Annotated in this window: 12 protein-coding genes; 8 read left to right on the forward strand and 4 right to left on the reverse strand. The window is 55.9% G+C overall.

Annotated elements, in window-relative coordinates:
* Positions 1-116: 116 nt before the first annotated feature.
* On the reverse strand, positions 117-3,338 hold the full coding sequence (locus ABH899_RS26355; RefSeq protein WP_370001717.1) for an FG-GAP-like repeat-containing protein: 3,222 nt from the start codon (positions 3,336-3,338) through the stop codon (positions 117-119).
* Between the two features lie 178 nt (positions 3,339-3,516).
* Between ABH899_RS26355 and ABH899_RS26360 the strand changes: the two genes are divergently transcribed.
* On the forward strand, positions 3,517-5,661 hold the full coding sequence (locus tag ABH899_RS26360; RefSeq protein WP_370001718.1) for a methyl-accepting chemotaxis protein: 2,145 nt from the start codon (positions 3,517-3,519) through the stop codon (positions 5,659-5,661).
* 161 nt (positions 5,662-5,822) lie between these two features.
* Here the strand turns inward: ABH899_RS26360 and ABH899_RS26365 are convergent, their stop codons facing one another.
* On the reverse strand, positions 5,823-7,208 hold the full coding sequence (locus tag ABH899_RS26365; RefSeq protein ID WP_009677029.1) for a glycine--tRNA ligase: 1,386 nt from the start codon (positions 7,206-7,208) through the stop codon (positions 5,823-5,825).
* Positions 7,209-8,013: 805 nt separating this feature from the next.
* On the opposite strand from ABH899_RS26365, the gene ABH899_RS26370 reads away from it, so the two are divergent.
* Positions 8,014-10,086: a glycosyl hydrolase family 18 protein gene (locus tag ABH899_RS26370; RefSeq protein WP_370001720.1), complete on the forward strand. Its 2,073-nt coding sequence runs from the start codon at positions 8,014-8,016 to the stop codon at positions 10,084-10,086.
* A 333-nt stretch (positions 10,087-10,419) separates the two neighbouring features.
* Positions 10,420-13,086 (forward strand): U32 family peptidase, encoded by a 2,667-nt coding sequence (locus ABH899_RS26375; protein WP_370001722.1) that lies wholly within the window; start codon positions 10,420-10,422, stop codon positions 13,084-13,086.
* A 66-nt stretch (positions 13,087-13,152) separates the two neighbouring features.
* Here ABH899_RS26375 and ABH899_RS26380 read toward each other — a convergent pair whose 3' ends face one another.
* Together ABH899_RS26380 and ABH899_RS26385 are read right to left on the reverse strand one after the other, a co-directional pair.
* Positions 13,153-14,478, reverse strand: coding sequence for a DUF4179 domain-containing protein (locus ABH899_RS26380; protein ID WP_370001724.1), 1,326 nt, complete (start codon positions 14,476-14,478; stop codon positions 13,153-13,155).
* The gene (locus ABH899_RS26385; RefSeq protein ID WP_370001726.1) at positions 14,471-15,088 is read right to left on the reverse strand and encodes a sigma-70 family RNA polymerase sigma factor; all 618 of its coding nucleotides are present in this window, start codon (positions 15,086-15,088) and stop codon (positions 14,471-14,473) included. Before ABH899_RS26385 ends, ABH899_RS26380 begins: the two co-directional genes overlap by 8 nt.
* A gap of 150 nt (positions 15,089-15,238) precedes the next feature.
* On the opposite strand from ABH899_RS26385, the gene ABH899_RS26390 reads away from it, so the two are divergent.
* From ABH899_RS26390 to ABH899_RS26410, 5 genes are all read left to right on the forward strand, one after another.
* Positions 15,239-16,615, forward strand: a complete 1,377-nt coding sequence (locus tag ABH899_RS26390) for an ABC transporter ATP-binding protein (protein WP_370001728.1) — start codon at positions 15,239-15,241, stop codon at positions 16,613-16,615.
* Positions 16,608-17,324: an ABC transporter permease subunit gene (locus tag ABH899_RS26395; protein WP_009674182.1), complete on the forward strand. Its 717-nt coding sequence runs from the start codon at positions 16,608-16,610 to the stop codon at positions 17,322-17,324. Before ABH899_RS26390 ends, ABH899_RS26395 begins: the two co-directional genes overlap by 8 nt.
* 5 nt (positions 17,325-17,329) lie before the next feature.
* Positions 17,330-18,718, forward strand: a complete 1,389-nt coding sequence (locus tag ABH899_RS26400; protein ID WP_370001730.1) for a GldG family protein — start codon at positions 17,330-17,332, stop codon at positions 18,716-18,718.
* A complete protein-coding gene (locus ABH899_RS26405; protein WP_009674181.1) occupies positions 18,715-19,635 on the forward strand; it encodes a DUF4340 domain-containing protein in 921 nt (306 codons plus the stop codon). The genes ABH899_RS26400 and ABH899_RS26405 overlap by 4 nt, the downstream gene beginning before the upstream one ends.
* Positions 19,636-19,811: 176 nt before the next feature.
* Positions 19,812-20,060 carry a hypothetical protein gene (locus ABH899_RS26410; protein WP_009674191.1) on the forward strand — a complete coding sequence of 83 codons (249 nt, stop codon included), beginning with the start codon at positions 19,812-19,814 and terminating at the stop codon, positions 20,058-20,060.
* Positions 20,061-20,130: the final 70 nt, after the last annotated feature.

Consider the following 20,130-nt stretch of genomic DNA (forward strand, 5'->3'; position numbering starts at 1 on the left):
CGGGCCTCCCAGGCAGGAATAGATTGGTGTAAAGAAGGCGTACAGCCGGATGGGCCGTAGGAACGGCAGGCACCGGCTGTACTCGGGAGCGGGACGGCGTTAACCGGCCCCTCCGTTTATTTTTTAAGAGACAGGCTTATGGTCGTCTTATCTCCGTAACGCGTAAGTGTATACATGCCGGTTGCCGCATCCTGTTCAAGCTTGATATCCGCCGGGTTTCCCGGGATCGTCAGCCCGGACGGGCTGTAGATTTTAATTTGCTGCAGACCGGCCGCCTGCAAATCGAGCTTCCAGGTGCCGCTCTCGCGGGTATCCAGCTCGAACGGCACATTGGCACGTACAATGTGAGCTTCTCCGGCAGGCTTGCCGATATGAAGCTGCGCCTCGCGGGCAAGGCCGAGGTACAGCTTGCCGCTGCGCTCGGTGTATACGTCGGACTTGGCGGCAAGGGAGTAAGGCGCGTATTTCTCGCCTTTTTCCACCACGACGCCCGGCGTATTGGCGTACTCGGCCGCCTGTTTCGGCACGGCGGACGTATCCGCTCCGATCGTGAGAGACAGATGAAGGCCTTTGCCGGAAATCCGGTCTTTCACTTCGTCCATGATATAGTCGGCCCAGGTACGTTTCACGGTAACCCGCGTTGTCAAGGTAGTCAGGAAGGAACGGGCCATTTGGGTTTCCGTCATAAAGTTATAATCGTACTGATTCCGAATGTCATCGAGGAAGGAAGCGAATTCCTCCAGTTCCCCTACGCGAGCAGGGAAGTGATACTCGATGTGTTCGAAGTAATCAATGGGCATATCGCGCTTGATATAAGAATCGTAAATATCGATCGTAGAGCTTTCGCCCGTTTTGCGAAGCACCGGAGCCGGCGTGTAAATCAGCATAGGCTGATCGCTGCCGCTTTTGTCCTTCGTCAGCAGGAAAGGAAGCCCCCAGATGTAATCCGTACCGAGCCGGGGCTCCGTAGGCGTATGTGACGGCGTAAAGCCAAAGTTGAACCAGATTCCCTGCTCGTTCTCGTTGCGGAGTGTCTGAAGCCGGTCCGGGAAGTTGATCCGCCAGGTGTGCTGGTTCGTTCCGGGCATCGTCCAGGGAAGGCCGAGCTTCTCGAACGCCTGCTTGTGCAGGGCGATCTCCTGCTTCTCTTGGGCGTCGCTGACGAAATTGTGCACATATATGTGCGGATACAATTCGAGATGATTCTGCTTCGTATACTGCAGGAACTCCTGCAGTTCCGCCTTGTAAGGGAAGGCCGGCGAATCAACCGGAACCGGCGATCCGAACTCCAGCTGTCCGACGATCAGGTCTACGACACCGTCGTGATTCACATCGTGCCAGACCGGCACGGAGTTGTGCCCGCCGACCAGGGCGTTCGTGCCCATCTGATTCAGCGTGGCACCGTTTACGCTTCCCTGGGCGGTGAAGGTTCCGCCGCTTTCCTGGCGGAACACGCGCAGATCCCCCTCGTTGCTGCCGACAACGAGGTCGGCCCGGCCGTCGCCGTCCATGTCACGGACGGACGGCGCGGCGTACTTGGCGCCGACGTCCGCGACTACTGCGCCGGCGGAGAGGCGCAGCGCGCCTGCCTGCGGCGCGCGGTACACCCGGACCTTGCCGTCGGCGTCTCCGACGACCAGGTCCGGAAAGCCTTGGCCGCGGAGGTCTCCCGCGGCCGCAAGAGCCGGTCCGGGCACCTTGATGGGCCCGGACGGGTCCTGCAGGGCGGTTAGCGGTGCGAACCGCCCGCCGCCTTGGCCGAGCGCGATCTGCACGGCCCCGGTGGCATCGCTGACGAGAAGGTCGATCTTCCCGTCGGCGTTCCAGTCCACCGCATGCACGGAAGCATGCGGACCGGTCTTGAGCGGCTGGCCATTCGTCAGCAGCAGCTTCTCCGGCTTGCCGTATACATCCGGCAGCTTGAGGCCGCCCGGCGCGGGATCGCGCTCGTAAGCCTCCGGCTTCGGCCCGAGGTTCGGATACACGTAGACGTATCCGTCGCTGCTGCCGGCGAGAAGGTCTTCCTTCCCGTCCCCGTTGATGTCCGCGAACGCCGGTACGAGCCGATGCGGGCCTTCTACGGGATCGGCCAGCGATTTGTAGTCCGGATACTCCGCCAGGCGTATGGCGCCTTCCTCGGACTGCAGATGCATGCCGCTGCTGTAATACGAAGCGGGCGATTCCCCGCTGAACTGCGGCTTCTCGTTCGATCCTCCGTTCAGGTGGACGGAGACGCTCTCTTTCCACTGTCCCCAATAGAAGGCGGAGCGGACCAGCGAGAAGGACGGGATCTGATTGTACTTCTTCGTCAGCTCCGCCCATTGGATCGCTTCCTTGTCCTTGAACGCCGGCATGGCTTCGAAATGGTTCTGGTAGGACATGGCCGGACGCCCGTAAGGCCCGAGTACTTTGGTCACGCTGTACCCGAAGGTTTCCTTGGACACGTAAGTGACAAATTCCGTGCGGAACTGGGCGTTGGCCGCCGAGAAAGCGAAGTTGAAGTAGGGCTCCAGCTTCAGGTCTTTCTTGTCGAAAAAGGCGGTGCCCGGTTTCAGGCTCCGCTGCTGATCGTACTTGGCGGCCAGGCTGCCGAACCCCTGCGCGGGGTCCATGCCGCTTTGAAGATCGTAGCCCGTAATAAAGTACCGGTTAGGCAGGAAGGTGCTGCTCAGGAGTACCGTTCCTTCGCCGACCTTATTGACGGCGACGAGCGCTTGTCCGTTCAGCGTAACCAGCGGCTGCGCCGTTGAAGGATCAAGGCCGTAGCCCCAATAGAAGCCCGGAAGATTGTCCATCGTTTCCCGTTTGAAGAAATTATCGCTGAAAAGTTTGATGACTTCCTGCATGCCTTGAGCGTTCACCGGCACGGCCGGATATTGAAACTGCGGTTTGGCCTGCGGCGGCGCTATGAGCTGCGTCTGATAGGCTCCCAGAAAATCGGCGGGAAACTTGCTTGCGAACGCATTGTCGAGAAGCAAATGCCCTCCGTTTTGCACATAGTCCTGGAGCTTCTGGATGTATCCGTTGTCGGGTATGTTTGCGAGCTCCGGATCCGGCACGACCGCATCGTACGATTGCAGCTTGCGGGCCGACACTTCATCCATCGGCTTCCGTTCAAGCTCCAGATTCGCCGCCAGCGACTGCCGGAACTGTTCGAATGCCGCCGTGTCATAGCGATCGCCGCCGGTTGCGTACAGCAGGCGGACCTGCTCTTTCTTCCCTGTGAGGAAGGCTGCCGCTCCGACTGCCAAGAGAAGGGCGGCCAGGCAAAATACCGCTATGGCGGTTCTTTTTTTCGACAAATTCATCCCTCGATTTTTGTATATGATCCTTGCCATTATAGCACTTCTCCCTCCGTTTGTTAACTTTGGGAGCGGCTGCGCCGCGGTTTCGCGCATTCGCCGAATCTGAAAAATTTTGCCGAAAAATAGGTTCATAAATAAAACCTCAAGCGCCGATATATAGGAAAGGTGAATATTTACAATCCGAAATCATTCTGACAAATGGGGAGTTGCTATGAGTAACAAGTGGAGTGAGAAGATAGCCGGAGGCTGGCGGAGCGCGGTCAAAAAGATACAGAACCTTGCGCCGGCCAAGACTGCGGCGGGCGGCCCTTCCGGCCCGGGGGGAGGCGGGAATTCGGTTCCCGCGTTGAAAGCCGTAGGAACGAAGCTGTTCGTCATCTTTTTTCTCAGCATTCTGATCGCCGTTCTGATTGTGGGAACGCTGTCTTACCAGACTTCCAGCAGCGTTGTGGAAGAAGAAGTATCGAAAGCGGCTCAACAGACCGTTATCCAGACGGGAGAAAAGCTTGATTTTCTTTTCCGGACTTACGAGAAGATGTCGCTGGATATTATGATCGACAAAACGGTCGGCGCTTCGGTGGATCAGCTTGCACGCCCGAATATATCCGATTCGGATGTCGCCATCGCCCGGATGAATCTGGACAGCAACCTCAAGAAATACTCGCAAACGGACGAGAATCTGGCGGGCATTTACATTATCCCGGTCACGGAAAAAGGGGTTCCTACCGGCTACGGTCAGGAAAAGCTGATTCAGGAGAATGCCGCCCTCATTAAGAGCGTGAAGGATGGAGACGGTAAGGCCATCTGGTTCGATTCGAAAATCAACGGCTATTTTACACAGCTTTCCTTCCCTACATTCGGTGTCGCGCGTGTAATGAAGAACGATTACGGACAAGGGAATTATATGGTCCTGCTGGAGATCAAGACGGACTATCTCTACAATCAGCTTTCCGGCGTTCACGTCGGACAAACGGGCAGGATCGAAGCGATGAATGCCAAACAGCAGCTGATGGTGACCGAGAAATCCGACATGATCGGCAAGGAAGCACAGGTTAAACTGGAAGGCCAGCTGCAGGATCAAGGCCGTACGAAGGCCGATGTGAGCGGAGAACAGAATCTGATCGTTTATACAAAAAGCAAACAGACGGGCTGGCTCATTTACGGCTTCGCGCCGCTGGATGAAATCACGGAAAAGGCGAACGGTATTTTCGTACTGACCGTCTGGGTGGCGATTATTTCCGCTCTGCTTGCGGTCGTGGTCGGCTGGCTGATGAGCCGCATGATCGGCAAACCGCTGGTCGAGCTGGGCCATCTGATGAACGAAGGGGAGAAGGGCAACCTGGCGGTACGCACTCTCTTCACGCAGCGTCAGGACGAGATCGGCCAAGTGGGCAAGAGCTTTAACGGCATGATGAGCAAAATCACGGATCTCGTCAATCAGACGAACCGTTCGGCGGACAGCGTGCTCGAAACGGCGCGGGAGCTTACGGACGCATCCAAGAAAACCGCGCTTTCGGCGCGGGAAATCGCGACGGCTACGGAAGATATCGCCGGAGGAGCGACAAGCCTGGCAGTTGCGGCCGAGAACGGAAACGATCTGACATCTAAAATTTCCGAGCAGATGAAATACGTCATCGAGAAAAACATCCGGATGTCTATCGCCACTTCCGAAGTGCAGCAGATGAGTGAGCGGGGCATCGAGCAGATGGATGAACTGACGCAGAAAACTCTGCAGAGCGAGCAGATGACCCACTCTCTCGTAGATCGGGTCGATACGCTCAAGCAGAGCACCAGCTCCATCCGCAAAATTCTGGATGTGCTTACGAAAATCACCGCGCAGACGAATATTTTGTCGTTGAACGCGAGTATTGAAGCGGCGCGCGCCGGGGCGGCGGGCAAGGGGTTCATGGTCGTTGCCGGAGAGATCCGCAATCTGGCGGACCAATCCAGAGAATCGATCGTGAACGTAGCCCAGATCACCGAGGAAATTCAGCGCGAGATGGACGCTACGGTAGAAGCGCTGTCGGCCGCTTATCCGCTGTTCCGCGAACAGACGGAGTCGGTGAAGGAGGCGAACCAGATGTTCTCTTCCGTGAAAAACGAGATGGACAATCTGCTCATCCAGTTGGATGAGGTCTCGACTTCCATCAACGATCTGAACGAGTCCCAGATGACGCTTGCCGATGCGATGGCCAACGTGAGTGCCGTTGCGGAGCAATCTTCCGCGACAAGCGAAGAAGTCGCTTCCCTGAGCAGCGAGCAGCAGAGCGTGAGCGAAGGGCTGGTACGCCTGTCCGGGAAGCTGGAGGACGTTTCCAGCCGGTTGAGCGAATCGCTGACGAAGTTCAAGGTGTAGAACCGGATCGGTAAACCGCACAGCAAAAAGCCCGGCCGACGCAGCATCCTGCGGTGGCCGGGCTTTTCATGTAGGAAGCCCCTTGCGGGGCGGAGCGCAGCTTTTGAGATTCAGGCTGTATTCCGCTCCATAAGGGGCTTTTTAATCAGCTCCATGTTGTCTTAGAACTGAATTTTGCTCTCGATGAACGCCTTCAGCTCGCTGATCGGCATCCGGGTTTGTTCCATCGTGTCGCGGTCGCGCACGGTAACTTGGCCGTCCTGTTCGGACTCGAAGTCGTACGTGATGCAGAACGGCGTGCCGATCTCATCGTGACGGCGGTAACGCTTGCCGATGGAGCCGGTGTCATCGTAATCGACCATGAAGCTTTTGGCCAGGTCGGAGAAGATCGCCTGCGCGCCTTCGGACAGCTTCTTGGAAAGCGGGAAGATCGCCGCTTTGAAAGGAGCAAGCGCCGGGTGAAGGTGAAGCACGGTGCGGCTGTCGTCGCCTTCCAGCTTCTGCTCTTCGAAGGCGTCGATCAGGAAGGCCAGCGTTACGCGGTCGGCTCCGAGCGAAGGCTCGATGCAGTACGGCACGTACTTCTCGTTGCCCGCTTCTTGATCCACATAGTTGAAATCTTCGCCGGAGTGTTCCATATGCTGCTTCAGGTCGTAATCGGTGCGATCGGCGATGCCCCAGAGCTCGCCCCAGCCGAACGGGAAGCGGTACTCGATATCCGTCGTGGCGTTACTGTAGTGGGACAATTCGTCATCGGAGTGGTCGCGCAGACGGATGCTGGCTTCTTTCACGCCGAGGTTCAAGAGCCAGTCGCGGCAGTATGCGCGCCAGTATTCGAACCATTTCATGTCCTCGCCCGGTTTGCAGAAGAATTCAAGCTCCATCTGTTCAAACTCGCGCGTACGGAAGGTGAAGTTGCCCGGCGTGATTTCGTTCCGGAAGCTTTTGCCGATCTGGCCGATACCGAACGGAAGCTTTTTGCGCATGGTGCGCTGTACATTCTTAAAGTTAACGAAAATACCCTGCGCCGTTTCCGGACGCATGTAAACGACGTTGGAGCTGGACTCCGTTACGCCTTGGAACGTTTTGAACATCAGGTTGAACTGGCGGATGTCCGTGAAATCGCGGCTGCCGCAATCCGGACAGGCGATTTCGTGTTCGTCCATCAGCGCTTTCATCTGATCGAAGGACAAGCCGTCCACCACGAGCTCGATGCCTTTGGCATCCAAAGCGTTTTCGATGATTTTATCCGCGCGGTGGCGGGCCTTGCACTGTTTGCAGTCGATCATCGGATCGTTGAAGTTGCCGACGTGGCCGGATGCGACCCAAGCTTGCGGGTTCATCAGGATAGCGGCGTCCAGACCGACGTTGTACGGAGACTCCTGGACGAATTTTTTCCACCAGGCGCGCTTCACGTTGTTCTTCAGTTCTACGCCGAGAGGGCCGTAATCCCACGTGTTGGCCAGGCCGCCGTAAATTTCGGAACCCGGGAAAATAAAACCTCTGTGCTTGGCCAGAGCTACGATTTGATCCATGTTGACGCTCATTTTTGTTCGCTCCTTTGCGTATTTCGGGAATGGGTAAAACATGATGCAAGCCAAATCGCCTGATCGCTGCCCGGGTCATGGGAATTTCCGTCTGAGCAGACTCCGCAGATCCGTACGGAGCCCTCCGCCGCCCAATCGAAAAAGCCCCCAATCCCACAGGCATCCGATATGCCTAGGGACGAGAGCTTGAGCACCCGCGGTTCCACCCTAGTTGATGCTCCGCCCGGATATCCGCCGTTCCCCGTCATTCCGTGCCCGTCCGGCGCTTGCTCATCGGACAAAGGATCGGATTGCGGTGAATGGCGCCTGGCTGGCGCATCCCCTTTCTTGCCGCACGCGGCTCCGGACTGCCGTTTCGCTGGTTCCTTGCCCGGGCTTCCACCATTCCCGGATCGCTGATTCGAAGGAAATTCAGGTACTATTGGTCCTTCACGGCCGCATCGTATGCAGTTGGGAATAGTTTACCTAAGTTGTGCAAAAAAATCAATGCGGCAGATGCGCAGCCGGGACGCAAAATATTTTTATGGAAAAGGAAGGAAATAAATGTTGAGAGTCGAACTGTTTAGGTATTAAGAGAACTGCGGCGATAAAAATGACCCGGACGCATGCATCCGCAGATGCACATTTTGCAGCTTGTAAAGTTAAAGCCATTTAACTTTTACAGAGACTCGGAGGAGGAGATAAACGAAAGAACGACAGGCTGACGAGCAAGATACGAATGACAGTCAAGGAAACGGCTGTGCCCGGACGGGTTAAACGGGTTGTCCCGGAAAGTTTCCTAATTATGAAGGGAGAGAATTAACGGATGAATGAAAAAGCAAAAAGAGGATTAGCGTTCGCTCTGGTCGTCCTGCTGCTGCTCGTATCCCTGCCGCTGACCGCTTTGGGCGCGTCGGAATGGGCACCGGGAACGGCTTACAAGAAGGGTGAGATCGTCAGTTACAGCGGAACGCTCTATGAATGTGTGCAGCCGCATACGGCACTGCAGGGCTGGGAGCCGCCGAACGTACCGGCGCTGTGGAAGAAATCGACAGCCGTCCCGGACACGCAAGCGCCGACAGCGCCTACGGGATTGAACGCGGGAACCGTAACGGGGAATTCCGCTGCACTCAGTTGGACGGCTTCTACCGATAACATCGGTGTAAGCGGTTACGAAGTGTACAACGGCACGACCCTGGCCGGAACTTCCACGACGACTTCATATACGGTAACCGGCCTGCAGCCGAATACGTCCTACACGTTTACCGTGAAGGCGAAAGACGCTGCCGGCAATGTATCCGCGGCCAGTGCGGCGGTTACGGTTAAGACGGCAGCCCCTGACACGCAGGCGCCGACTGCTCCGACTAATTTAAAGGCCGGAAATGTAACCGCTAACAGTGTAGCGCTAAGCTGGACAGCGGCTACCGACAACGTCGGTGTAACAAGCTACGACGTATACAACGGCACAGCACTCGCGGGCTCCACGTCCTCGACAAGCTACACGGTGACGGGCCTTCAGGCGAACACGGCGTACACGTTCACCGTGAAAGCCAAAGATGCGGCGGGCAACGCGTCCCCTGCAAGCGCGGCTGTAACGGCAACGACGACGACACAGCCGACCGGAAGCAACGAGATTATCGGTTACTTCCCAAGCTGGACTTCGTACAATACGCCTTCTTTCACACCGGCTAACGTAGACGCAACGAAAGTATCCGCCATCAACTACGCGTTCCTGGATATTTGCTGGAACGGCAGACACGGCAACCCTTCCAATGATCCCGAGAATCCGAATGCTCAAACCTGGCCGTGCCAGGACGGCAACGGAGCGGCGAACAACGCGCCGAACGGGTCCATCGTACTGGGCGATCCTTATGTGGATGATGTCGGCGAAGGCGGCGGCTACGAGAGCCTGAAAAAGCTGGCTCAGCTGAAAACGAAAAATCCGAAGCTGAAACTGTTCTTCTCCGTCGGCGGATGGACTTGGTCCAACCAGTTCTCCAACACGGCTGCGGATGCGACAGCCCGCCAAAACTTTGCGACTTCGGCGGTTTCCCTGCTCCGCCAGTACAATTTTGACGGCATTGATATCGACTGGGAATATCCGAACGCCATCGGCGTACCTTGCGCTTCCGGTCAAACCTGCCAGCGCTCGGCGGATAAAGCCAATTACATCCTGCTGCTGCAAACTCTGCGCCAACAACTGGACACCGCCGGACAGAAGGACGGCAAGCAGTACTATATCACGATCGCGTCCGGAGCTAACTCCACTTTCGTGGCGGATGCGGGCGGCACTTCGAACTGGATCACCCAAGCTGCGAACTATCTGGACTGGATCAACATCATGACTTACGATTTCCACGGTCCTTGGGATACTTCCAGCAATCACGTAGCACCGCTTTACAACGATCCGAGCGATCCGTCGGGCACTCCGCAGTTCAATGTGGATTCCGCCGTCAAAATCTATCTGAACAAAGGCGTGCCGGCCAGCAAAATCACGGTAGGCGAACCGTTCTACGGCTACGGCTGGAACGGCTGCAACGCGGGAGCCAAAGGCGACGGCCTGTACCAAAGCTGCTCCGGCTCCTCCAACACGGGTTCGGACGGCTCCACGTTCAACTTCTCGTACCTGCAGAACAAAGGCTACCTGACAAAAGACGCAAGCGGCAAATATACAGTGGGCGGCCTGGGCTTCACGCGTTACTGGAACGACGTGACCAAGACACCTTACCTGTACAACCCGACGAGCAAAATTTTCATCACTTACGAGGACGAGGCTTCGATTCACGCGAAGAACGAATATGCGAAGTCCAAAGGGCTGCGCGGCGTCATGTTCTGGGAGCTGGAAGCCGACAGCAACAAAACGCTGCAAACGGTCGTTTCCAACGATCTGCCTCACTAAGCACTTATCCATTTGGAGATTTTTATAGGAAGAAAAGCGGGCGCTGTCTTATGACGGCGCTCTTTTTCTATGGAATGGGTGCGCTGGAACGGTTCCGTTTCGCTTTCTTATACGACTGTAGATGTGCTTCAAATAGGCAGTACGCAGCGGTGAACGACTTCCTTATGGCCGGGGCCGCCAGCCGCCTGCGGAAGAATTTTGTCCGGGGGGCTTATTTTTTTTAACCTTATGACAAAAAAAGGGCGCCGCGGGGGCTTTTGCGGGTTGCGGGCGAACATTCACAAAGGTACACTAGTTATGTTACCTGATTTGCACAATGAAAGGATATGAATCATGCGATCTTTACGCAGAGAAGATATAGAGCTTCTGGCTCCTGCCGGCGACTGGGATTGTCTGCGGGCGGCCGTAGCGAACGGCGCCAATGCGATTTTTTTCGGGGTTGAAAAATTCAATGCCCGCGCACGCGCGCACAATTTCAAGATGGATGAACTGTCCGACATTATGTCGTTTCTACATTTATATGGCGTCAAAGGCTTTCTGACGTTCAACATTCTCGTGTTTGAGGACGAGCTTCGCGATGCGAAAGAACTTATCGAGGCTTGCGTGGATGCGGGTGTGGACGCGGTAATCGTACAGGACCTGGGCCTTGTCAAAATGATCCGCGACATCTCCCCGGATTTCCCGATCCACGGATCGACGCAGATGACCATTACTTCGCCGGAAGCGGTGGAGTTTACAAAACCGTTCGATATCGAACGTGTCGTGCTCGGACGCGAAAACAACTTGAAGCAGATCAAAACGATCGGCGACCAGGCGAAGCTTCCGATGGAAGTTTTCGTGCACGGTGCGCTGTGTGTTTCCTATTCAGGACAATGTCTGACATCCGAAATGTGGGGCGGACGCTCCGCCAACCGCGGAGAATGCGCCCAGGCCTGCCGGCTGCCGTATGACCTGATCGTCGACGGAGAGCCTAAACCGATGGGGGACGTAGCTTACCTGCTGTCGCCCAAGGATTTGGCCGCTATCGAGCTGGTTCCGCAGCTTATCGAAGCGGGCGTCACCTCGTTCAAGATCGAAGGACGCCTGAAAAGTCCGGAGTATGTAGCCAACGTCGTGAGCAAGTACCGCCGGGCTATCGACGCGTATTTCGACGGGAAGGATGCGAAGCCGTCCAAGGAAGATATCCGCGAACTCCAGCAGAGCTTCTCGCGCGGATTCACGAGCGGGTTCCTCGAAGGAACGAACAACAAGAAGCTCGTGGACGGCACGTTCCCGAAGAGCCGCGGCGTATTCCTCGGCCGCGTGAAGCAGGTTCTGCGCGATGCGGTCATTTGCGAGATTGAGGCGCCGCTCAAACGCGGAGACGGGATCGTGTTCGATGCGGGCGACCCGACGAAGAAGGAAGAGGGCGGCCGCGTGTACGACTTGCGCCGCAAAGGCGTCAAGATGGAAGGCGAAGCCGAGGGCGGCCTGATCGAAATCGTGCCGGGGCGCAACGATGTGGATCTCGGGCGTGTCCGTGTCGGAGACCGGATCTGGAAGACGAGCGATCCGGCGCTCGACAAGCGTCTGCGTCAGACGTACGAAACGGAGAAGCCGTACCGTACGTTCCCGGTCCACCTTCGCGTCACGGGAGCGGTAGGCCAGCCGCTGAAGACCTGGTGGAGCGATCCTTCCTCGAACCACAGTGTGTTCGTGGAAAGCGAAGCGCTGCTGGAAGCGGCCCTGAAGCGCCCTCTCGGCGAAGAGGTGCTGGCGGAGCAGCTGGGACGTCTCGGCGGCACGATCTTCGAGCTGGCCGGACTGGACGTCCAGCTTAGCGGCGACGTGATCGTCCCAATGCGCGAGCTGAACGCCCTGCGCCGCCGCGCCGTGGAGCTGCTCGAAGCCGAGCGCCAGAAGCCGCGCCGGTACATGAAGCGCGAGGTCGACGCTTACGCCGACGAGCAGCTGCTCCAGGCGCCGGTGAGCGCCGAAGAGCGCCGGGCAAGCGGCCGCGCGGATGCGGCCGCACAGCAGATGCCTGCGGAAGCGGCCCCTGTGCACACGGCTGACGCGGCGGGCAAGACCGCAGACGGCATCGGGGCCGCTGGCGGACAGGCAGCGCAGCCTTACGGCGTGCGCCTGACCGCTCTCTGCCGCGGCATCGAGCAGGTGCTTGCGGCCGTTGAAACCGACGTCGATATGATCTACGCCGATTTCGAGTTCATCAAGCAGTTCCCGGCCGCTGTGGAGGCCGCTCATGCCGCGGGCAAGAAGATTGCGCTGGCGACTCCGCGCATTCATATGCCCGGCGAGACCGGCTACTTCCGCAATATTTTGAAATTGCGGCCGGATGCGGTGCTTATCCGAAACACCGGCGCGATGTACTTCTTCATGAAGTACCGCGCGGAGAACCCGGAGGAGCACCAGCCGGAGCTGATCGGCGATTTCTCGCTGAACATCGCCAACCATAAGACGGCTTCGCTCTTCGTAGATGCCGGATGCTCCATGGTCACTCCGTCGTACGATCTGAATATCCAGCAGATGGTGGATATGCTGTCGCGCACGGATACGTCGAAGATGGAGATGGTGATCCAGCAGCATATGCCGATGTTCCACACGGAGCACTGCGTGTACTGCACGTTTATGAGCGAAGGCACCGACTTCACGAACTGCGGACGCCCTTGCGAGGATCACCGCGCCTCCCTGCAGGACCGGATCGGCATGTCCCATCCGGTTCGCGTGGATGAAGGCTGCCGCAACACGGTCTACAACGCCATTGAGCAATCCGGCGCCGAATATTTGAACCATTTCCTTGAACTGGGCGTACGCTCGTACCGCGTCGAGTTCCTGGAGGAATCGCCGGAGAAGGTCAAGGAAGTGCTGGACTTGTACCGCCGGGCGATCCGCGGCAACATGACAGGCACGCAGGTCTGGAAGACGCTCAAAGCGACCAACCAGCTCGGCGTTACCCGCGGTCAGCTTGTTAAATGGGGCCGCGTGGATACGATGGAATAAGCAACCGATCGGAACAAAGAAAGGCCTGCCGGCAAACCGGCGGGCCTTTTTCGATTATAGATGTCGTTACTTGATACGAATGCGGTACGGTTCTCTTAGAGGGTTCGGCCACTCTTGCAAAGTAGTGGTAAACACACCTCCGTAGTCTTTTTTGGGAATCGTAAAAGATTCCAAGGATGCGTTGGATTCGGGATCTTCTCCTAAAGTCCTGCTTGAAGTATGGTTCGACACTTCGACAGTGTTTCCGTGCGCATCTTTCCAGGTGCCCGATCCCGCCATATAACCCATGTTGTCCCAGGAGGAATCGAGCCCGCTTAGTTTAAGGGAAACAGCGTAGCTGTCGCCCCTGTCGGTCAGCTTCAGAAGTTGAATCCGGTTGCCCGGAGATACGAGCTGTTTGTTGGCCAAGTCCAGCTTCACGGTTAATTGATCTTTGTCCAAAGCGGTAACCAGGCTGCCTTCGACATACAATTCTTTCGGTTGTGTGAAGTAGGTGCTTTCGAAGATGAGTGTCTTTTTGTTCTCGCTATCGTTGGATGCACCCCGGCTCGGAAGGTGTTCCCCTTTTTCGGTGACCAAATGAACGTCGCGCAGCCCGAAAAGCTGCTTGGTGTTGCTTTCCTCGTATGAAACGTCCAGTAAAATCCGGGTCGGGTAAAGCTTGGCTTCATTAAACGTGACCGTTTGACCCTGGATAACGACGCTTTTGCCGATCGGAATGGTTTCCGCCCGGTTCATGAACAGCTCCCGGTCGAGCTTGAACGGCACTTTCCAGACCGGCCCGTCATCCCCGGCAAGCTTCACCTCGAAAATAAAATCGTCCGGCATCGGGGTCCCCTCTACGAGCATGGCATCCAAATAGTCACTGCCCGAAGTTACAGGCTCGGCAGGGACAGGTGAATGCTGAAAACCAATAATAGCCGGCATATGGCTCCCGTCAGCTGGGTGCAGGTTCACCTCAGGGCCGCGTTTCGAGGTGGAGTGGGCATTGCTCCACGAATAAAAAACGACGATCCGCGATTCATCGGCGATGACGCCGTTGAGCGTGACGGTTTCTCCGTTGAGCGTGTGGGATATGTTAATCGGTTGGAAAAATTCGTTATCGACCGCTTGCGCCAACCCTTTATCCTGGGTGCCCATTATCCGGACGAAAATCTCCATACCCGGAATCTGGCGAATCGCAGAGGCAAAGGCGGGAGACACATGGACCATGGCCGCAAATATCGTAACCAGCAAGATTAAAGAAGCCGCAGCGGTTAAGAACGTCCGGTTACGCTGCCGCAATGCCTTTGCTCTCTGAATGCCTTGCGCTATAGCCAAATCCGCCTCGGGGGGTATTTCCCCGTCCGTTGTTCCGCGCAGTTCTTTTTGCAGCCAATCTTTCTCATCCATAGGCTTCGTCCTCCCTTCCCAGGATTGATTTTAACTGGTCGAGCGCCTTGCGCGCCCTGGTTTTGATCGTGCTTTCCGGTATTTGCAGCAAGGACGCGATTTGAGGGTATGTCCAGTCCTCCATATATTTGAGGATGATGAGTTGTTTTTCGGAAGGCTGCAGGCGGTCTAAAGCCATATATAAATCCAGGTTATCGGGCTTCGGACCGGAAACTTCATTAGCTGCCGTGTAATCCGGATAAACGGGACGGTTTCGGCGCTTCCGTTCATCGGCGCAATAATTCAATAGAATACGGGTGATCCAAGTGGAAAACAGCGTGTGATCGTTCAGCCTGCGAATGTTTCGGTAAGCGCGGAAGGCCGTTTCCTGCAGGGCATCCAGTGCGTCCGGCCGGCTGTGAAGGTAGGCGTAGGCGATCCGGTACAGCCTTGCTTTTTCCTCATCCATAAGCCGGGTAAAAGCCTTATCGTCCCCGTTTCGTGCCGCCCGGACCAGCATTTCGGTGTCCAGAAAAAGCTCCCTCCTTCCAGGTTCTATTGTATTAGACGGAACAGAAGAGGGAATCGTCGGAGTTCCGGTGAAAATATTTTGTTCACAATTTAGACACATTTTTTTAATCCGAAATTCAGTTTTGTTTAAGCTTGTTTTATTGTGCTCTGGATATATTGAGTACGGCTTCTACAAAAGAACGTTGTCTATCCATCCCAGAACATGTGACTCGTGAACATCTATTTGAACGTTGAAAAGGAGGGGGCAGGATTGCTGGAAGTGAACGGAGTCAGCAAGCTCTACGAAAACTCCCGGGGAGTTAAAGAGATCAATTTCTCCATGCAGCGCGGGGAAATCGTGGGCTTTTTGGGGCCCAACGGAGCAGGCAAAACGACTACCATGAGGATGATTACGGGGTACTTGAATCCGACGGGCGGGAACATCCTGGTGGACGGCTTGTCCATGGCCGATCATCCCCGCAAGGCAAGGCGCAAGATCGGATATTTGCCTGAAACGCCGCCGCTTTATCCGGAAATGACCGTACGGTCGTACCTGAAATTTGTGGCCGATCTCAGAGACGTACCTGTCCGGGCGCAAAAAGGCAGGGTTAACGAAATTATTGACAAGCTGGGGCTTAACGGACGCGAAAACCAGATCATTCGCAGCTTGTCCAAAGGGTATAAACAGCGTCTGGGACTGGCGCAGGCGATCGTTCACAAACCCGATTTGCTTGTGCTGGACGAACCCACTTCGGGGCTGGACCCGAAGCAGATCATTGAAATCCGCAGCCTGATCCGCGAGCTGGGCGAAAATCATACGGTGCTGCTCAGCACGCACATTCTGCCCGAAGTGAACACGCTTTGCAACCGGGTGCTCATCATTAATCAGGGGCAGATTGTGCTCGACGAGAAGCCGGAGATGCTCGGCGCGACAATGGGCGACACCTTCGAGGTGTCGCTGGAAGTGAAGGGCCCGCGCGAGGAAATCATCTCGCTGCTGGGCTCTACTGCCGGCATTGCCGCTGTGCGGGAGCTGGCGGACGGCACACCCGCTGCGGGGGCGCTCGGCCTGGCCGGTGCCCCGGAGGCAGCCGCGTCTGGAGCGGCATCCGGCGGAGCGGGCGACACTGCGAGCGAGGCTGCAGAGGCAGCGGCTGTGGCTCCGGCCTCGCCGGATGCAACAGCAGAGCCGGCGGGCTCTTCCGGCTCCGCCGTGCAGACGGACGGCCCCGGACGGCCCCAATCGGGGGCCGTCGAAGAGCCGGCTGCAGCCGGAGCAGACGCCTCGGCGGCACCGCAGGCGAAGACCGGCGGGCGGCAGACCGCTTCTCCGGGGGGAACTGCCCCGGATACGGTCAAGCTGCTCGTCTCGTCAGCCGATAGCACGGACATCCGCGAGCCGCTTTTCTTCCGTCTGGCGGAAGCTGGTTATCCCATCCTGGAGATGAAGCGGGAGAGCCTCAGCCTCGAGGATATTTTCCTCAAGCTGACGACCGACGAGAGCTTGTCCGGCTCTGCCGAAGACGAGCCGGAGAGCCGTCCGGGACAGCCGTCCAGGCTGGATCGTGTAAGCAAATGGCTGCCGCTGAAAGACAAGTCCGGAAGCGCGGCGGCAGGCCAATCGAAGGGAGGCGGCGAAGATGCGTAGAACGTGGGCGATCTGCTCGAAAGAACTGCAGCTGTTTTTCTATTCGCCGACCTCGTATGTCGCATTCGCTTTTTATGTGCTGGTGTCGGGCATCATGTTTTACTTGAATTTTGTCATGGTGCAGCCCAGTTTGATCGATATCCGGTATGTGGTCGGTAATATTACGTTCATTTACCTGTTCATCATCCCGCTGCTTACGATGCGTCTGGTGGCGGATGAATTCCGTCACGGTACGGATGAGCTGCTGCTTACTTCACCTGCCGGAATCGGCGAAATTGTGCTGGGCAAGTACCTGGCCGCGCTTATCGTCCAGTTTCTGCTTACCATATGCAGTCTGGTTTATCCGCTGATCATGTCTGCCTTCGGCACGCTGGACCAGCCGGTCCTGTGGCTGTCATACCTCAGCATGTTCCTGCTGGGAGCGGCCATGATGGCGATCGGCCTGTTTGCCTCCACGTTATCCAACAACCAGATGGTGGCCGGGATTGCGGGTTTTGCCTTTCTTCTGTTCTTCTGGCTGATCGACTGGATGGCCGACGGATTCGGCGGCAAGTTCCGGGAATGGATTATCCAATTCTCGATGAGCGGCCGGATGGCCAATATGCAGAAGGGAATTCTTCAAGGAGCGGATATCCTGTTCTTCGTGACGCTTGCGGCCGTGTTCCTTATTCTCGGCATGCAGACCCTTGAAAGAAAACGGTGGAGGTGACAGCGATGAAGAAATGGCTGCGCGGTACAAATACGGCGGTGATTTCAATCGCCGTCATCGGAATTTTTATTCTGCTGACCTTCTTTCTCCATTCATTGAAAGATTTTCAGCTCGACTTATCCAAAAACAAAATGTACACACTTTCGGATCAAACGCTGGGAACTCTCAAAGATCTGGGCAAGGACATTCATGTCACGGCTTTTACGAATCCTCAGGAGGATCCGGACGGCGTGCTGACCCGCGAAGTGACGGATATGGTTCAGGAATACAGCAAGCGTACGGGCAAGATTACGTATAATCAGTACGACATGCTGAAGGAGCCCTCCAAAGTCCAGCAGTACGGCGTTCAGCAGAGCAGTCTTGTTTTTGAAAGCGGAAGCCAGAAAAAAGTGATCACCTTCCAGGAGATGTTCACGGCCGGTCAAGACTCCGGATCTTATCAGTTTGCCGGGGAAGAGAAAATGACCCAGGCCGTCAAAAGCCTGACCAGCACTGAAAAACATACGGTTTATTTCTTATCGGGGCACCAGGAAATTACGCTTCAGGAAATGACCGTTTTGAAATCAAGCTTGGAGGGCGAGAATTACACGGTTAAAGATCTTAATCTATACCGGGAAGGCAAGATTCCGGACGATGCCGACATGCTGTTTCTGATCGGTCCCCAAACCGATTTGAACGACAAAGAGGCCGAATTGATCAAGCAGTACCTGAGCGGAAAAGGGAAGCTGTACGTTTCCCTGGGCTTCAGCCAGGAAATGGCGTCCAAATGGAAAAACATCGATGCCCTCATGAACACATACGGTGTCAAGGACCAGCATGCGGTCGCCATCGAAGCGAAGCAGAGCACTCTGTACGATCCGCTTACGATTATTCCCGAGTACGGGGATCACGACATCACGACAAAGCTGAAAAACTACAATCTCCTGACGATGATGTCGCTGGCCGTTGCCCTGAATGCTCAGGAAGAGGGCGACTTTAAAAGCACGCCGATCTTGAAGACGTCGGCACAGGCTTACGGGGAAACGGATATCGCCGGGCTGATGAAATCCCAGACGAATCAGGACGACAAAGATGTGAAAGGCCCGCTCAACCTGGGCTATGCCGTAGAAGATAAAGACAGCAAGCCTAAGGCCGTCATACTCGGCGGTTCCACGTTCCTGATGGATCAGGAGATCAACGTGCAGGGCAACCGTGATTTTGCGATGAACAGCATCGGATGGCTTCAGGAGAAAAAAGATCAGGTGACGATCCGGCCCAGACAGAATGAAGCGTATCAAACCGCTGCTTTAACGCCGGGGCAGGCCAAAACGATCTTTTTCGTGGCGATCGTCTTTATGCCGCTGATCTTCCTGCTGCTCGGCGGGTTTATCTGGTGGAGGAGGAGAAAAGGGTGAAAAAATTCGCGCCCGCGCTGCTTTTGATTCTCGTGTTTCTGGGCGGTCTCTGGTATGCCTGGAGCCAGGATTTTTTCAAGGAAAAACAAGCGGAGACATCCAAGCCTCTTGTCCATGTAAATGTTGCGGATGTCCAAAGTTTCTCTATCTTGAGCGGAGGCCAGCAGACGGAACTGGTCCGCAAGGACGGCGAATGGTCGATGACCAAGCCCTCGGCTGCCCCGCTTAATCCTAACTTGACCGAAGGCTGGATGGATTCTTTTAATTTACTGACACAGGAAAGGGTCGTCGAAGAGAAGGCGTCCGATCTGGCCAAATACGGGCTCGACAAGCCTTCATCCGTCTATAAAGTAAATCTTGCAGACGGTACTTCTCAGGAAGTGAAGGCCGGTTCGCCGACGCCGGTGGAAGGGTACGTCTATGTGCAGTTGGGAAGCTCTCCTGCCGTCTATCAAGTGGGAGAATCCTCGCTGTCCGTCTTGAATAAGTCGCCGCTGGATTTCGTGGAAACGAGTCCGGTGAAATTCGATTACGATCAGGTAAAAAGCGTCACGTTCTCCTGGAAGGATCATAAATGGTCCCTGACGAAGAACGAACCGGATAAATCGGCGGCCCAGTCTAAATGGAAGCTGCCGGATCGTGAGATCGAGGGAGCGGAGGCGACCCAGGTTCTGGATAAGCTGCTATTCATGAAAACGGAAGAAATGCCGAAACGGGCCGCCGATGAGGCGATTAAGCCGGGGGAATGGACGCTGGAAATTGTCCGGACCGTGGATGGCAAAGAGATGAAAGATACGTACAGCGGCCGCTCCGACGGCAAATCCGTATGGATTGCCAAGCAGGGCGGGGATTGGGCCTATGCCATTCCGCTGGCGGCTATGGAAGAAGCAGCGGCTTCTAATGTGAAAAAGGAATAGAGAATGCCGTCTGCATTCCCTCCGTTTATTAGACGGAAGACCCTGAAGAATAAAAGCGCACGATGCTTTTATTCTTTTTTTTGCTGCGAGCTGCTTGTGCTAAGAGAGAATGAATCACATAGGACGGGTAAAAAATGGGCATGCTAATAAAAACATCCGATCAGGGGGTTGAGGGAATGGCAATCAGTCATGCCGGCGAGCATCGTGTCGTTTACAAAGAAGAACATTTGGAAAGGGTCACTCTTCCCGAGCTTCAGTCGTTAGGTGACCTGATCCGTTTTGAACATACACTGGCCAAACGCTGTGCCGAAGAAGCGGAATCTTCCACGGATGTAGAGCTGCGGGAAGTGCTGGAGCAACTGGCCGTGCTCCGGCTCGGCTGTGCCCGGCAGCTTCTGGCCGCGCTGAGAAGCACGGAATTATGACCCGGCACCTTAAATCTCAGGCTCTAAGCTGTAGAGGATCTTTATGAACAGACCGTATGAACTAAATGGA

Origin of the sequence: Paenibacillus sp. RC84, assembly GCF_041260495.1 — a bacterium.
GTDB lineage: Bacteria > Bacillota > Bacilli > Paenibacillales > NBRC-103111 > Paenibacillus_F.

Bases quoted from the DNA above. Each gene is read 5' to 3' on its own strand.
- ABH899_RS26355 (WP_370001717.1), bottom strand. From the start codon at position 3,338: ATGGCAAGGATCATATACAAAAATCGAGGGATGAATTTGTCGAAAAAA.
- ABH899_RS26360 (WP_370001718.1), top strand. From the start codon at position 3,517: ATGAGTAACAAGTGGAGTGAGAAGATAGCCGGAGGCTGGCGGAGCGCG.
- ABH899_RS26365 (WP_009677029.1), bottom strand. From the start codon at position 7,208: ATGAGCGTCAACATGGATCAAATCGTAGCTCTGGCCAAGCACAGAGGT.
- ABH899_RS26370 (WP_370001720.1), top strand. From the start codon at position 8,014: ATGAATGAAAAAGCAAAAAGAGGATTAGCGTTCGCTCTGGTCGTCCTG.
- ABH899_RS26375 (WP_370001722.1), top strand. From the start codon at position 10,420: ATGCGATCTTTACGCAGAGAAGATATAGAGCTTCTGGCTCCTGCCGGC.
- ABH899_RS26380 (WP_370001724.1), bottom strand. From the start codon at position 14,478: ATGGATGAGAAAGATTGGCTGCAAAAAGAACTGCGCGGAACAACGGAC.
- ABH899_RS26385 (WP_370001726.1), bottom strand. From the start codon at position 15,088: ATGTGTCTAAATTGTGAACAAAATATTTTCACCGGAACTCCGACGATT.
- ABH899_RS26395 (WP_009674182.1), top strand. From the start codon at position 16,608: ATGCGTAGAACGTGGGCGATCTGCTCGAAAGAACTGCAGCTGTTTTTC.
- ABH899_RS26400 (WP_370001730.1), top strand. From the start codon at position 17,330: ATGAAGAAATGGCTGCGCGGTACAAATACGGCGGTGATTTCAATCGCC.
- ABH899_RS26410 (WP_009674191.1), top strand. From the start codon at position 19,812: ATGGCAATCAGTCATGCCGGCGAGCATCGTGTCGTTTACAAAGAAGAA.